Source organism: Gluconacetobacter brunescens, assembly GCF_048695475.1.
Lineage (GTDB): Bacteria > Pseudomonadota > Alphaproteobacteria > Acetobacterales > Acetobacteraceae > Gluconacetobacter.
On sequence record NZ_JBLHEN010000002.1, the window covers coordinates 280,208 to 295,809 of the forward strand.

11 protein-coding genes are annotated in these 15,602 nt (G+C 66.7%); 1 reads left to right on the plus strand and 10 read right to left on the minus strand.

The window, feature by feature from the left end:
* Positions 1-87: 87 nt before the first annotated feature.
* From ACMAUO_RS13595 to ACMAUO_RS13640, 10 genes are all read right to left on the minus strand, one after another.
* Entirely contained in the window at positions 88-1,353 is a 1,266-nt protein-coding gene (locus ACMAUO_RS13595; protein WP_420357520.1) for an MFS transporter, read from the minus strand.
* 86 nt (positions 1,354-1,439) lie between these two features.
* Positions 1,440-2,810 carry a bifunctional enoyl-CoA hydratase/phosphate acetyltransferase gene (locus ACMAUO_RS13600; RefSeq protein ID WP_420357521.1) on the minus strand — a complete coding sequence of 457 codons (1,371 nt, stop codon included), beginning with the start codon at positions 2,808-2,810 and terminating at the stop codon, positions 1,440-1,442.
* 108 nt (positions 2,811-2,918) lie between these two features.
* Positions 2,919-3,929, minus strand: coding sequence for a dihydroorotate dehydrogenase-like protein (locus ACMAUO_RS13605; RefSeq protein WP_420357522.1), 1,011 nt, complete (start codon positions 3,927-3,929; stop codon positions 2,919-2,921).
* A 217-nt stretch (positions 3,930-4,146) separates the two neighbouring features.
* Entirely contained in the window at positions 4,147-7,722 is a 3,576-nt protein-coding gene (gene nifJ, locus ACMAUO_RS13610; RefSeq protein ID WP_420357523.1) for a pyruvate:ferredoxin (flavodoxin) oxidoreductase, read from the minus strand.
* A gap of 29 nt (positions 7,723-7,751) precedes the next feature.
* On the minus strand, positions 7,752-9,425 hold the full coding sequence (locus tag ACMAUO_RS13615) for an NAD(P)-binding protein (protein ID WP_420357524.1): 1,674 nt from the start codon (positions 9,423-9,425) through the stop codon (positions 7,752-7,754).
* 285 nt (positions 9,426-9,710) lie between these two features.
* Positions 9,711-10,637, minus strand: a complete 927-nt coding sequence (locus ACMAUO_RS13620) for an N-acetylmuramic acid 6-phosphate etherase (protein WP_420358268.1) — start codon at positions 10,635-10,637, stop codon at positions 9,711-9,713.
* 4 nt (positions 10,638-10,641) lie between these two features.
* Entirely contained in the window at positions 10,642-12,153 is a 1,512-nt protein-coding gene (locus ACMAUO_RS13625) for a sodium:solute symporter (RefSeq protein WP_420357525.1), read from the minus strand.
* Between the two features lie 88 nt (positions 12,154-12,241).
* Positions 12,242-12,691 (minus strand): cyanase, encoded by a 450-nt coding sequence (cynS, locus tag ACMAUO_RS13630; RefSeq protein WP_420357526.1) that lies wholly within the window; start codon positions 12,689-12,691, stop codon positions 12,242-12,244.
* Between the two features lie 15 nt (positions 12,692-12,706).
* A complete protein-coding gene (locus ACMAUO_RS13635; RefSeq protein ID WP_420357527.1) occupies positions 12,707-14,098 on the minus strand; it encodes a sodium:solute symporter family protein in 1,392 nt (463 codons plus the stop codon).
* A complete protein-coding gene (locus ACMAUO_RS13640) occupies positions 14,091-14,294 on the minus strand; it encodes a DUF3311 domain-containing protein (protein ID WP_420357528.1) in 204 nt (67 codons plus the stop codon). The genes ACMAUO_RS13635 and ACMAUO_RS13640 overlap by 8 nt, the downstream gene beginning before the upstream one ends.
* 168 nt (positions 14,295-14,462) lie before the next feature.
* Here ACMAUO_RS13640 and ACMAUO_RS13645 point away from each other — a divergent pair, with 168 nt between their 5' ends.
* Complete coding sequence (locus ACMAUO_RS13645) at positions 14,463-15,575, plus strand: P1 family peptidase (RefSeq protein ID WP_420357529.1); 1,113 nt, start codon at positions 14,463-14,465, stop codon at positions 15,573-15,575.
* Positions 15,576-15,602 lie beyond the last annotated feature (27 nt).

Genomic DNA, 15,602 nt, shown 5'->3' on the forward strand with positions numbered 1-15,602 from the left:
TCCACCCGCTTCCCATTCATCCCGACAAGACACAGTATCCCGTCCACCGGCCCGCACGAAGCCAAAGCGACACGGGATATGTCGGTCCTACCCCACCCGCACCGCAGACCCGGTCTCGCGGATGAACAGGGCGATCACGCCGGCCAGCACGATCCCCGCCACGCCAACCGAGAATCCTTCGCGAAAGACCGTCTCCGTCAATCCGGCACTCCCGGCCAGCTTTTGCAGCAGCCACCCGAACAGCGGCGACACTACCGCGCTCATGACGAACACCAGGAAATTGATCGCCCCCGTGGCGCTGCCCTTCACGCTGTCGGGATTCACTTCCTTGATGGTGCTGTAGGGGATCATGGCCGCACCCGACGCAAAGCCCAGGATGAAGGCCAGGATATAGGGCGGGAACATGCCCGGCGGCGGATAGATGATCGCTACGGAAGACAGCAGCATCGCCACGATGCCCCCCAACAAAACCGGCTTCCGGCGCCCCAGATGATCGGCCAGATAACCCATGACAGGGCAGCCGAACACCCAGCCGATCGGCACCATCGCCGCCCGGCTCACCGCTTCATGGTAGCTCAGGTGCCATCCATGCGTCATGAACGACACGCCCCACGTCATGCTGCCCACCGTGGTCGGCAGGAACAGCAGGCCGGAACACAGGCCGCACAGCCACGATTGCGGGTTGCCCAGCACGATCTTGTAAGGCGCCAGAAGCGGCCCCTTCTTTGCCGAAGCGCCCGCTTCCTGGCGCGGCGTGCCAAGAAAGATCGCAACCGCCACGATCGCCGTCGCCACCCCGGCATAGACCCAGAACGACCGCCACGTCACCACGCCATGGATCAGCCACGCGACGGTCGATTGCCCCATCGCCCCGCCTAGCATGCCCACGCACTGGGTCACGCCGATCGCGGTCGCCAGATAGCGCGCCGGAAAACCGTGCGAGGCCAGATAGACCGCGCCGACAAAGGCGAACGCCGCCCCGGCTCCCTGCAACAGGCGCCCCAGTTCCGCCATCCATGCCGGCCCGGCGCCGAACATGGCGATCCCGACGGCCAGCACGAATGTACCGGCCGGCAGCGCGATCTTCGCACCCCACCGGTCCATCGACGCACCGGAGATCAGCGAACATGCCGAATAGGTATAGTAATAAAGCCCCAGCAGCGAGGCGAGCCCCGCCGTGGTCAGCCCCATGGTCGAAGTCAGTTCGTCCATCATGACGCTGGGCGCCGACCGGACGGAATATTGCAGGAAATAGAACAGCAGGCAGAACGCCCAGGCCAGCACATAGCCGGCCTGGAAGCCCCCTTTCGCCTGCGCGCCGCCGACAGGCGGCGCACTGGTCATCATGGTCATCGGCGTATCCTCCCCTCGCCACAGGGTGGCGGGTTTTTATTGTTTTACCGAATCGAAAAAGAACGCTCCCACCCCAGGCGGTGCGCTCATGCGGCGCCGTGGGCCATGATCAGGGCAATGGCGCAGGAAGTCAGCCGCGCCTGCTCGGAATCCGCGCGGCTGGTCAGGATCACCGGCACCTTCGCGCCCAGCACCACGCCCGCGGCATCCGCACCGGCCAGGAAGGAGAGTTCCTTGGCCAGCATGTTGCCCGCCTCCAGCGTCGGCACGATCACGATATCCGCGCGCCCGGCCACGGGAGAATCGATATGCTTGATCTTCGCGGCATTCAGGTTCACCGCGTTGTCGAAGGCCAGCGGGCCGTCGACGATGCCACCGGTGATCTGTTTGCGGTCCGCCATCTTCGACAGCACGGCCGCATCCAGCGTGGACTGGATCGCCGGATTGACGGTCTCCACCGCCGACAGAACGGCCACGCGCGGTTCCGCCAGTCCCAGCACATGCGCGAAATCGATCACGTTCTGCACGATGTCATGCTTGGCCCGCACATCCGGCGCGATATTCACCACCGCGTCGCTGATCATCAGCAACCGGTCATAGAACGGCACGTCCATGACGAAGACATGGCTGAGGCGGCGATCGGCGCACAGGCCGGTCGGGCGCGTCACCACCTCGTGCAGCAGCACGTCGGTATGCACGGCGCCCTTCATCAGCAGGCGCGCGCGCCCCGAGCGCACCAGCGCCACCGCCTGGGCCGAAGCCGTATGCGGGTCCTCGGCCTCGACGATCTCCAGCCCGTCGATCGACAGGCCGGAAGCCTTGGCCACGGATTCGATCAGCGCCTTCGGCCCGACCAGGATCGGCTGCCCCAGCCCGCGCTGGGCCGCATCGCAGGCCGAGCGCAGCGACAGGTCATCGCAGGGATAGGCCACGGCGATCGGCAGGGCCGGCAACTGGGCCGCCTTTTCGCACAGGGCGCGAAAGCGGCGATGCGTCACGATATGCTCGAACGACGAACAGGCCATCACCACCGATTGCGGCGCCTGCGGCGCCTGGATCTGCATGGTGCCCCGCGCGACCTCGCCCCCATCCTGCCGCACGCAGACGAAGGACAGGTCCAGCAGCGCATCCGCGTCATGCTTCGCCACCACCTGGCAGGTCACCACCACCCGGTCGCCGACCGACAGGGCATCGCCTCCCAGCGTCAGCGCATAGCTGCGCACCACACTGCCCACACCGGGAAAACGGGTACTGACCAGCCGCATCACCAGGATGCCGATCCACACGCTCGCCACCGACTGCGATACGGAAGCGGTTTCGACACCCGCCCCATCGGGCTGCCATCCGCCCAGCAGGTCCGCATTGTCCCTGGTCAGGATCTCGGTCAGGTCGGCCTTCTCACCGACCGCGATATCCTTGAACAACCGGTTGGTCACGAGTTCCTGGGTCTTATCCACCAGCGAATTTCCTTCGGACAAAAGGGATGAACGATCAATTTCCTGTTATGACACCAGCGAACAGCCCCCGCGTTGATCCCGGTCAAAACAGGCCCATTGCCCCCGCTTTCAGAGCTTCGAGGCCGATTGCGCGTCATAGGTGGTCAGGATCGTCCGATACTGGGCCCGCAGGAACTGCGCCGCCTCGTCGGGCTGCCCGCCGGCCGCAAGCTGCCCCTTGAAGGCCGCTACCGACTCATGGCCCCGGCGCTCCATCCAGCCCCGCAGCTCGCCCAGCAGCGTGCCCAGATGCGCCGGCCCATGGCGCAGCAACGCGGAGGTCGTCATCACCGCATCCGCCCCAGCCAGCAGGTATTTCACCACATCCGCCCCGCTCCACACTCCGGTCGACGCCGCGATCGAGGTCGGAATCCGCCGTGACAGCAGCCCCACCCACATCAGCGGCAGGCGGATGTCGTAAGGGCTGCTCAGATGCAGGTCATCGCGCGCCGTCAGCGCCGCCAGATCGACATCGGGTCCATAGAACCGGTTGAACAGCACCAGCCCATCCGCGCCAGCCTGGGCGAATTGCGCCGCCATATGGCCGGGCGCGCTATAGAAAGGCGCCATCTTCACGCTGACCGGCATGCCCACCGCCGCCTTCACCTGCCGCAGGATCTCCAGCGCCGCCGCCTCGACCGAGGGGCCGCTTTCCGCCGGGTCGGCGGGCACGCGATAGATGTTCAGTTCGATCGCCGACGCCCCCGCCTGCTCCAGCTTGCGGGCGAAATCCACCCATCCGCTGGCCGAACAGCCATTCAGGCTGGCGATGATCGGCACCCCGGCCCGCTCCGCCGCGCGCCGCAGAGTTTCCAGCCGCCCATCCAGCACGTTGCTGCCCGCATCCGGCGGCCAATAGCCCGCCGCTTCCGGCTGGGAATCGGTCACCATCTCCGTCATGGCCGCCTCGGCCAGTTCCTGGGCAACGATCTGTTCCTCGAAGATCGACGACAGCACGACCGCCGCCGCCCCCGCATCCGCCAGCCGCATGATGCCATCCAGCTCGGCACAAAGCGGCGACGCCGACGCGACGATCGGATGCTTCAGTTCAAGACCAAGATAAGTCGTTCTAAAATCCATGTCCCTAACCCTCTCCCCCTACCGAATTCCAAAAAAATCCCCATAGATAATCAAAGTTTTGGCCCGGAAACGTGGGCTGGTGAGCGGGAGTGCCGCAAAGCGGCACGCCCGGCGTGTGTCCGCGAGCACCGGAGCGGAGCGGCCTCAATGGCCGTGAGCACCGGAGCACAGCGGACGCGCGCCGGCCCGCCACCAGCGCGCGTTTACGGGCCAAAACTCAGGGGACGTCTTCCCAGTGGGGGAGGAACCGGCTGCCGTCGCGCGCGGCCATGTCTTCATAGACGCGATAGCGCTCCTGCGCCGCCGCCTCGGCCTGTTGCAGCAGATGCCCGGCCGATTCCGGATGCGTGCGCAGCAGGGTCTTGTACCGCAGTTCCCGGTAGGCATAGTCCTTCAGCGGAATCCGCTGAGGCGGCGAATCCAGCCGGAACGGGTTCAGCCCGCTCTTGCGCATCGTCGGGTCGAAGCGGAACAGCGGCCAGTATCCCGAAGCCACCGCCCGCGCCGCCTGCTTCATGCCGGTACGCATGTCGATGCCATGCGCGATGCACTGCGAATAGGCCAGGATCAGCGAGGGCCCGTCATAGGCTTCCGCCTCGCGCATCGCGATCAGCGCCTGCTCCGAATTCGCCCCCAGCGCGATCTGCGCCACATAGACGGTGCCGTAGGAAATGGCCTGCAATGCCAGATCCTTGCGCGGCACCCTCTTGCCGGCGGCCGCGAACTTGGCGGCGGCCCCCAGCGGCGTCGCCTTCGAGGACTGGCCGCCGGTGTTCGAATAGACCTCGGTATCCAGCACCAGCACGTTCACGTTGCGGCCCTGCGCCAGCACATGGTCCAGCCCGCCATAGTCGATGTCATAGGCCCAGCCATCGCCACCGACGATCCAGATCGAACGCCGGACCAGGAAATCCGCCAGGATCAGCAGGTTTTTCGCATCCGGCCCTTCGATCGCGGCCAACCGCTGCTTCAGCGCCGCCACCCGCTCGCGCTGCTCGGCATAATCGCGTTCGGTATGCTGCGTCTTCGCCAGGATCGCGTCCACCAGATCCTGCCCGACCTTCGGCGCCAGCCGGGTCAGCAGATCGCGGGCCAGCCCGGTCTGCTTGTCCACCGCCAGACGGAAACCCAAGCCGAATTCGGCATTGTCCTCGAACAGCGAGTTCGCCCAGGCCACCCCGCGTCCCTCGGCATTCGCCTTCCACGCATGGGCCGGCATGTTGCCGGCATAGATCGCCGAACAGCCCGTGGCATTGGCAATCTGCAACCGGTCGCCGAAAAGCTGCGAAATCAGCTTCAGATACGGCGTTTCACCACACCCCGCACAAGCGCCGCTGAACTCGAACAACGGTTCGAGCAGCTGCACGCCCCGGACATTGGCCTGGTTCACCGTTGTCCGATCCGCTGTCGGCAGGGTTTCAAAGAAGCTGATATTCTCCCGCTCCTGCTCCAGGATCGGCAGCTTCTCGCCCATATTGATCGCCCGATGCACGCCGTCCTCGGCAATGGCGGGGCAATTCTCCACGCACACGCCGCACCCGGTGCAATCCTCGACATAGAATTGCAGCGAGAAACGGGAATCCGGATACCCGCGCGCATTGACCGGCGCCGAGCGGAAATGCTCCGGCGCCCCCTCCAGCGCGTCCTCGTCATAGATCTTGGCACGGATCACGCTATGCGGGCAGACGATGCTGCACTGGCCGCACTGGATGCACGCATCCTGGTCCCAGATCGGCACCTCGACCGCGATATTGCGCTTTTCATATTGCGTGGTGCCGCCAGGGAAGGTCCCATCGGCCGGGATCTTGCTGACCGGGATCGCCTCGCCCCGGCTGGCCATGATCTCACCCGTCACCTCGCGCACGAACAGCGGCGCCGAGGCCGGCACGATCGGCGGCATCGCCACCGTGCCGGTCGCCGCCTGCGGCACCGTCACTTCATGCAGCGCGGCCACCGCCCCATCCACGGCGGCGAAATTCAACTTCACCACCGCATCGCCCTTGGCGCCATAGCTCTTGGTGATGAAATGCTTGATCTGCGCCACTGCCTCGTCGGGCGGCAATACCTTGGATAGATGGAAGAAGCAGGTCTGCAACACCGTGTTCACACGCGGCCCCAGCCCGATCTTCAACGCCACGTCCGAGGCATCAATCACGAAGAAGCGCAGCTTCTTGGCCACGATCTGGTCCTGCACCCGACGCGGCAGCTTGTCCCACACCACATCGGCCCCATACGGGCTGTTCAGCAGGAAGGTCGCACCGTCGATGGCCGGCCCGAGGATATCGCGCTTGAACAGGAATTCGAACTTGTGACAGGCCACGAAATCCGCATGCCGGATCAGATAGGGTGCAGCAATCTGCGCCGTGCCGAACCGCAGGTGCGAAATCGTCTCGCCGCCCGATTTGTGCGAATCATAGTCGAAATAAGCCTGCGCGAACCGCCCCGGCTGCTCGCTGAGAATCTTCACGCTGTTCTTGTTCGCGCCCACCGTGCCGTCGGCACCCAGCCCGTAGAACAGGCAACGCACGGTATCTTTCGGCTCGATATCCAGGTTCTGGTCGTATTCCAGCGTGGTATGGCTCACATCGTCGTCGATGCCGAGCGTGAAATTGTTCTTCGGCTCGGGCTTCGCCAGTTCGTCGAAGACCGCCTTGACCATGCCCGGATTGAAATCGCGCGACGACAATCCGTAGCGCCCGCCGATCACGCGCGGCATCGCGGCAATCTTGCCGGTGCCGAACGCCTGCGCCAGCACGCCCAGCACGTCGGCATAAAGCGGCTCCATCGGCGCGCCCGGTTCCTTGGTGCGGTCCAGCACCGCGATCGACTTCACGCCCGGCGGCAGCGCGGCCAGGAAATGCTCGGCCGAGAACGGGCGATAGAGCAGCACCTGCAAGGCGCCCACCTTCTCGCCCTGCCTGTTCATCCACAATGCGGTTTCCCGCACCACTTCGGCACCCGACCCCATGCTGATGATCACGCGCTCGGCGTCCGCCGGCCCGTCATAGCGGAACAGGCGATAGGCCCGGCCGGTCTGGGCGGTGAACTTGTCCATCACCTCCTGCACGATGCCCGGCACCTTCGCATAGTACGGGTTCACCGCCTCGCGCGTCTGGAAATAGGTATCGGGATTCTGCCAGGTGCCGCGAATGAACGGGTTGTTGGGCGTCAGCGCGCGGTTGCGATGGGCATGCACCAGATCGTCGTCGATCATGGCCCGGATCACGCTGTCGGGCATGATCTTCAGCATGTTGTATTCGTGCGACGTACGGAACCCGTCGGTGAAATGGATAAAGGGCACCCGCGCCGCCAGCGTCGCCGCCTGCGCGATCAGCGCCAGGTCATGCCCTTCCTGCACCGAGGCCGCGCCCAGGATCGCGAAACCCGTCGGCCGCGCCGCCATGATGTCCTGATGGTCGCCGAAGATCGACGATCCGCCCGCCGCCAGCGCACGCGCCGCCACATGAAAGACCGTCGCGGTCAGTTCGCCGGCGATCTTGTACATGTTGGGCAGCATCAGCATCAGCCCCTGCGACGCCGTAAAGGTCGTCGTCAGGGCGCCGCTTTGCAGCGATCCATGCACGCAGCCCGCGGCACCGCCCTCGGCCTGCATTTCCTGCACTTCGGGGATATCGCCCCAGATATTGCGCAACCCCTGGTCCGACCAGGCATCGGCCAGCTCGGCCATCGGCGAGGACGGCGTGATGGGATAGATGGCGCAGATCTCGTTGACCCGGTAAGCCACATGCGCGACGGCGGTGTTGCCATCCATCGTGGCGGTCTGTTCGGTCATGCCGACCTTCTCCGTTCCTGTCATGTCGCTCACGCCCGCACCTTGAATGCCGACGGTGCCGGGGAAGTATCCGCCCCCACCGCTTCCGGCTCCATTTCGATCGCATGGCAGGGGCACTGCTCGAAACAGGTCGCGCACCCGGTGCACAGATCCATCGAAACCGCATAGCCCTGCCCCGGCCCCAGCCGGGTAATCGCCTGCTCCGGACAGGCGGCATAGCAATTGTCGCACTCGAAGCAGTTGCCGCATGAGAGGCAGCGCTGCGCCTCATAGCGGGCATGGCGCTCGTCCAGCCCGGCATCGACTTCCGCGAAATCGTGGCGCTCGGCCACCGGCTGCTCGGCCTGCACGCTGCGCGGCGCATCGCGGTAATCCGGCAGATGCAGCATGTCGAAGCTGACCAGCGGGTGCGAAGCCGGATGTTCGTAGGTCCTGCCCGCCAGCCAGGCATCGATCGCCCGTGCCGCCAGCTTGCCGTGCCCGGTGGCCGTGGTCATGGTCCGCGCGCCGCCGATGCAGTCGCCGCCGGCGAAAATGCCGGCCTGCCCGGTCATCAGGTCGGCATCCACCGCAACGGTGCCATCCTTCTGCACCTTTACCGCCGCCGCATCCGCCAGCAGGCCCAGGTCGCTATGCTGGCCCACCGCCAGCACCACCGCGTCGGCGGCCAGCCGTTCGGTCTCGCCGGTCGGCGTCACACTGCCGTCGGGGTTCATGGTCACCTTCTCGACCACCAGCCCGTCGGCGCCGAAATGATCGACCACGCTCAGCCAGCGCACCTTGGCCCCTTCGGCCACGGCCTCGGCCGCCTCGGCCGGCAGGGCCTCCATATGCTTCTGGTCATAGCGGAAGATGATGACCGTATCGGTCGCGCCCAGCCGCCGCGCGGTCCGCGCGGCATCCATCGCCACGTTGCCGCCACCGACCACCGCCACCACGCGCCCCAGCGCCGGACGCCCGCCCCGACTCACATCGCCCAGCAGGCTGATCGCATCGGTCATCTTCCGGCCATCCATGGCCGGGATGTTCAGGCGATTGGCCAGTTGCGCGCCAACCCCCACGAACACCGCGTCGAAGCCCCCTTCCTGCCGCGCGCGCACCACGTCGTCCACCCTCTGGCCACACCGCAATGTCACCCCAGGCAACCCCGTGATCCGGGCAATATCCTTGTTCATCGGGTCGCGCGGCAGGCGATAGGCCGGAATGCCGTACATCATCATGCCACCCGGCTGCTCGGCCGCGTCGCGGATCTCCACCTGGTGCCCCATCCGCGCCAGATGCCACGCGCAGGACAGGCCAGCCGGCCCCGCGCCCACGACCAGGACCTTCTTGCCGGTCGCGGGCGCCACCGAAACCTGCCAGCCCTTCTCGGCCGCCAGATCGCCCAGAAACCGCTCGACGGAATGGATGGCGACCGGCGAATCCAGCTCCCCGCGATTGCAGCCGCCTTCGCACGGATGATAGCAGGCCCGGCCATGGATGGCGGGCATGGGGTTGTTGGCCACCAGCGCGTACCACGCCTTCTCGTACTCACCCGCCTGGGCCAGGGCCAGCCAGCCCTGGATATCCTCGCCGGCCGGGCAGGCATGGTTACAGGGCGGCAGGAAATGCATGTAGACGGGCTTCTGCCAGCGCCGGCTGCCAACCCCGCGCCGCGTCGTCTCCTGCAGCACCTGCGTCATGTCATCGAGTTTCAAAGCCATCCCAACCCCCAGCCCACCGGGCGCGCCCGCGCATTATTGGCGCGTGGCCGGCCCTCTGCCGCACGATCGATATCATGATATTATTGTTTCGATACCAATCCAGATAAATCCCCCGAACCGGATTCAGGCACCCAATCGGTGCCCTCCATCCGCGTGAGGATTCGCCGGGTTTGTCATAACATTGAATGGCTCGGAGCCCATTTGACCGAAGTCAATTGCGACAAATTTCTCTGATCTGTCATCAGGATGGCCAAGCCGGCCCCACAGCGGCGAAAGCCCACGCCGTCAGGCTCCCAGCACCGCCCGCAGATCGCCGCCATGCCGTCCAAGCGCCGCTTCGGCCTCCGCGAGGCTCATGCCATGCCGGATCAGCACCGCCCGCTTGACGTTACCACCCGAGGCCGCGAGGGCCTCGGCGATCTGTTCGTCCGTGCCGCCGGCCAGCAGCCGCACCATTCGCGCCGCGCGTCTCTGCAACTTGGCATTGACCACACGCATATCCACCATCTGCCCGCGATAGGCATGGCCCAGCCGCACCATCAGCGCGGTCGAGAGCATGTTCAGCGCCGCCTTCTGCGCGGTACCCGCCTTCAGCCGCGTCGAGCCGGAAATAACCTCCGGCCCGGTCGGCAGCACAATCCCCAATTCCGCCTCGCCCAGCAGGCGTCCACCGGGATTCGATGCAACGCCCACCGTCAGCGCGCCGCACGCCCGCGCGGCGGCGATCGCGGCACAGGTATAGGGCGTGCCCCCGCTGGCGGCGATGCCCAGCACCACATCCTGCGGCCCCGGATCATGCGACAGGATCTCGGCCCGCGCCGCTTCCTCCTGGTCCTCGGCCCCTTCCACCGATTCGAACAGCGCGGCCGGCCCTCCGGCCAGCATCAGCACCAGCCGCTCGCCCGGCCAGCCGAAGGTCGGCGTCAGTTCCACCCCATCCTGCAGCCCGATCCGCCCCGACGTACCAGCCCCCACATAGAACAGCCGCCCCCCGGCCCGCAGTCCCGGCAGCGCGGCCTCGACCACCGCCTCCATCTGCGGCACCGCCGCCCGCACGATGGCTACCGCCGTCATCTGCGCCTCGGCCAGCGCATCGAGGATCGCGCCGGTCGGCCAGAGATCGATATCGGCATAGCGCGGATCACGTTCCTCGGTGCCTATACCGGGCAAGGGAGCGGAAACGGGGGCGGAATGCGGGCCTGTCGTCACGATCTGATCACTTCTCTGCAACGGAATCCGCCCCGCCTGCGACACGGGGCGCGGGAAACATCATGGAAAGACAGGCCGGCACCAGCATCATCCCGATCCCGGCCGGCACCAGCCACGGAAAGGCGATCACCCACCCCACACGCTGGGCCAGCAACATCAGCGCGGCCATGCCGGCCAGCGAGACCACGACCCCCAACGCCGCATCGCGTCCCCGGCCCGCCGGACACAGCATCCCGAACAGGAACGCCCCCAGAGTCGGCCCATAGGACCACCCCGCGACGGTCAACCCCAGGATCACAGCCGATTTCGTCCCCTCACCCAGCACCATGGTGACGGCAACCAGCGCCACGGCCCAGAAGGCGGTCAGGGCACGGGCAGGAAACAGCGGCCCCGCCCGCCATCCGCAAAACATCGCCAGACGCCCCAGAACCTGCGCCGGCATCGGTCCGAAATCCGTCAGGACAGACCCGGCCATCGCATTGAGCGTCGCGGACAGCGACCCCATGGTCGCACTCAACACCCCCGCCACCAGCAGCCCGCTCAACCCCGCCGGCAGGCCGGTGACGATGAAATGCGGAAACAGCTCATCCGCCGAACGAAACCCCAGCACCGCCAGCGACGCCCCACCCGACCGCACCCACAACTGAACCCCGACCAGCGACAGCAGCGTAAACAATACCCCCACCAGCACGGCGCTGCCGATCAGCGCCATCCGCGCCGCCCGCAGGCTGCGGGCCGCCAGCAGCCGCTGCACCATCAACTGGTCGGTGCCATGCGAGGCCACGGACAGGATCGCCCCGCCCAGCAGCGCGGCGGCAGGCGTGAACGGGTCGGCAAACCACCGGCCACCGGCCTGGACATGAAAAAGCGCCAGCCGCCCGGCCCGCCAGGCCTCCTGCCAGCCGTCAGCCCCGCCCCACAGGATGCCCACGCACACTGCCGCGCCAAACAGATAGATGACCAGTTGCACACTGTCCGACCACACGACGGCCCGCAGGCCGCCGAACAGCGTATAGGCCAGCGTCACCGCCATGATCGCGACCAGCACCGCCCCCCGCCCCACCGGCAGGCCGGCATGGGTCAGCAGCCAGACCAGCGGCAGCATGCCGGCCAGCAGCCGCACCCCCTCCGCCACCAGCCGCGTGAGCAAAAAGGCCCCGGCGGCAATCCGCTGCACCCCATACCCGAACCGGCGGCCGAGATACTGGTAGGCGCTGCTCATCCGCCCCTGAATGTACAGCGGCAGAAACCACACGGCCACGACCAGCCGCCCGATCAGATAGCCCGCCGCCAGACCGGCGAAGACCAGGCCATTGGCATAGCCCACCCCCGGCACGCTGATGAAGGTCAGGGTCGAAGTCTCGGTCGCCACCAGCGAGAGGCACAGTGCCCACCACGGCAGATCGTGATGCGCCGACAGGAAATCCCCCGCCGAGCGCCCCCGCCGCGCCATGGTCAGCGTAACGGCCAGCAGGACCACGAAATACAGGCAGATCACGGCAATGTCGGCAGGTCGCATAAGCCCCCTCTGGCCGGCGAAAATCATGAACCGCGCCCGGACGGCCGCACCATACCGGCGCAGTCGGATGCGAGAAAGTCCCGGCCGGTCAGAACGGCTTGTACGGCAGAAACTTGCCTGAAATCGTGACATGGACCCGATCCCCCGCCGGATCGGCCTCACGCCCCACCTGCATGCGGAAATCGATCGCGCTCATGATCCCGTCGCCGAATTCCTCGTGGATCAGTTCCTTCAGCGCCGGCCCATAGACGCTGAGCATCTCATACCAGCGATACAGCAACGGGTCGCTCGGCGCCCCACCGTCGAAACTGCCCTTGTACGGCACCGCGCACAGCCAGGGCAGCGCCGTCTGGTCCAGGTCGAACAGGCCGATAACGGTGCGCGCCTCGGCCTCGGAGAACACCATCTGCCCCAGGCAGGCGCAGGTGGTCCATTCCTTGCTGCGCCCGACCTGCCGGGCAATGTCGGCCCAGTTCAACCCCTTGCGAACCCTGGCGATCACGATCGCCTCGGTCACGTCTTCCCGGCTGGCATACATGCATGTCTCCCTTCGTCAGGCGATATCGGAAGCCGGTCCCACGACCCGTTTCCGGCGTTCCATCCACTGGATCGCACCGGCCACCAGCAGATTGGCCACCAGACCGATCATCCCGGTATTGAGCCCCGCCGGCTGCAAACCCGCAAGCGCGCCTCCCATGGCCACCGCATCGCCGACCACCAGCCCCGCCCCCAGCGCCCGGGCCGACAGCGGCCAGCGCCAGACGATCGCGGCAACACCGGGAATAAACTGCGACACGCCAAGATAGTAGAAGCTGGTCAGCGTCACCATCAGGCCGGACAGATGCCCCGCCGCCAGGATCGAGAACAGCAGATAACAGGCGATCACCGCCTGCGCGCCCCGCCGCTGCCCGGAATCGGAGAGACCATGCAGCAGGTTGCGCGACACCAGCGGGCCGATGGCCAGGCAGGTCCCGGCCAGGATTACCAGCCCCGACAGCGCGCAGGCACCGGCGGCCAGCCCGACCATCCAGTCCGGCAGCAGCGCCCCCGCCGCCGCCAGGAACACCGCATTGGGCGAGGGTACCGGCAGCGCCGCCGACCGCGCATACAGCGCCACCAGATAGAGAAACGGAAACATCACCATATAAAGCGGCATAACGATCTGGTTGCGGCGCACCGTCCGCGCCGAGCGCGCGGTAAACACGAAGGCAACCGTCTGGGGCGCCACACAGAACGCCACGGCCTGGAGCGGAATGGTGGAGAGCGCATAGATCTGGTCCCGCAGCGCCACCGGATGCCCGGTCCATGCCACCGCCGGCAGATGCGCCATGCCCCCGCCCCGCAGGGCGGCCAGCCCCACGACCGTCACCGCGATCAGCACCAGACTGTCCTTGATCACCGAGACATAGGCCGGCGCGCGAATGCCCGAGAGCATGATCCAGGCAAAGGTCAGGCCGGCGGCGGCGGTCGTCGTCCATTGCTCGGGCAATGCCCAGTGAAACTGGTCGATGATGCGCAGCAGGCCGACAATCTGCAATTCGCCCATCGGCAGCAGGCACAAAATCGCGGTGAGCACCACCAGCCGTTCCAGCCCCCGGCTGCCGAACCGGGCGCGGAACAGATCGGCCATGGTCAGGGCCTGGCAGTCCCGGCCGGCCCGCCAGATCAGCGGATTGAGGAAATAGCCGACCGGATAGGCCAGCACGATATAGCTGAGGAACCAGATGATGAACGACGTGCCGGCACTGTACGCCGCCGACGGAAATCCCATGATGCTGCCGATGCTGTAGGTTTCCCCCACCGCCAGCATAAAGACCAGAACGCCGCCGAACTGCCCGGACGCCACGAAGAAGTCCCGGCTGTCCTGATGCCCATGGCCACGCCGCGAGAACAGCGCCACCATGATCGACAGCAGAATGACCAGGAAGAAGACGATGCTAGCCATCATCCCCTCCGCGATCGAAAGCCAGCCAGACAACGACCATGCACAGCGATGTCAGGAAGAACCAGCCGAACAGCCAGCACACCACCAGCGGCACGCCGAAGATCAGCAGTCGGCTTGAACTCAGGATAGGCAGCAGCAGCACGATCGCGGCAAACGGCACACCAACCCCAAGGCCGACACGCCAGACATCTCTCATGCTTCCCCCGGTCGATCGCGGTTTCAGTGCGCGGCCCTCCCTTGCGATGCCGTTCCGATTCAAGCCATGCCACGGGATAGTCTGCCAGTATGCACCCCGCCCGCCCATCCCCTTCTCACGCGCCTGAACACCCAATCGCCCAAGGTCCGTTTCCCGATGAAAAGACGCATGCTTCTCGGCCTCACGGCCGCCCTGCCCATGCTGGCAACCCGCAGGACAGGCGCCCGCGCGGCCGAGGGCGACCCACTGCATCCCGGCCCCGGCCATGTCGGTCCCACCAACCTCATCACCGATGTCACCGGCCTGGCGGTCGGCGAGGCGCATGACGCCAGATCCCGCACCGGGGTCACGGTCATCCTGCCCGACCAGCGCGTGGCCTGCGCGGTGGATGTACGCGGCGGCGGCCCCGGCACGCGCGAGACCGATGCGCTCACGGCCGGCAACCTGGTGCGCAGCGTCGACGCCATCGTGCTGTCCGGCGGCTCGGTCTACGGGCTGGGCTCGGCCGACGGCGTCGCCGCCTGGCTGGGCGCGCGCGGACGCGGCTTCTCCATGACGAAACAACCCGGCGTGCCGCCCTCGCCCATCGTTCCCACCGCGATCCTGTTCGATCTCGCCAATGGCGGCGACAAGAACTGGGGCCTCAATCCGCCCTATCGTGACCTGGCATTGAAGGCCATGGACCACCCGTCCCGCGGCGTCACCCTCGGCACGGCCGGCGCGGGCTATGGGGCGCAGGCCGGCGCGCTCAAGGGCGGCCTGGGCTCGGCTTCATTCGTCACCGCCGACGGGCTGACCGTCGGCGCGCTGGTGGCGGTCAACAGCCTCGGCTCGGTGGTCGTGCCGGGCACACGCCATTTCTGGGCCGGCGCCTTCGAGATGGACCGCGAATTCGGCGGGCTGGGCGCCAGCGCCGCCCATGTCGATCCCGAGGAGTGGGGCCGGGCCAAACTCAATCCGGCAGCCCGCGCCAACACCACCATCGCCTGCATCGCCACCGATGCCGCCATCGATGCCGACGACCTCAAGCGCGTGGCCATGATGGCGCAGGACGGCCTGGCCCGCGCCATCCGCCCGGTCCACTCTCCCTTCGACGGCGATGTCATTTTCGCGCTGTCCACAGGCCGTCGCCCGCTTCCCCCCGGCCCGCGCCCGCTCCATGTCGCCCGGCTGGGCGCCTTGGCGGCCGACGTGCTGGCCCGCGCGGTCGCGCGCGGCGTCTACGAGGCTACGCTGCCACCGGGCATGGGCGGGCCGACCTGGAAAAGCCTGCCCGGGTGAGAGACAAGCGGGCGCCCTCGTCCACGA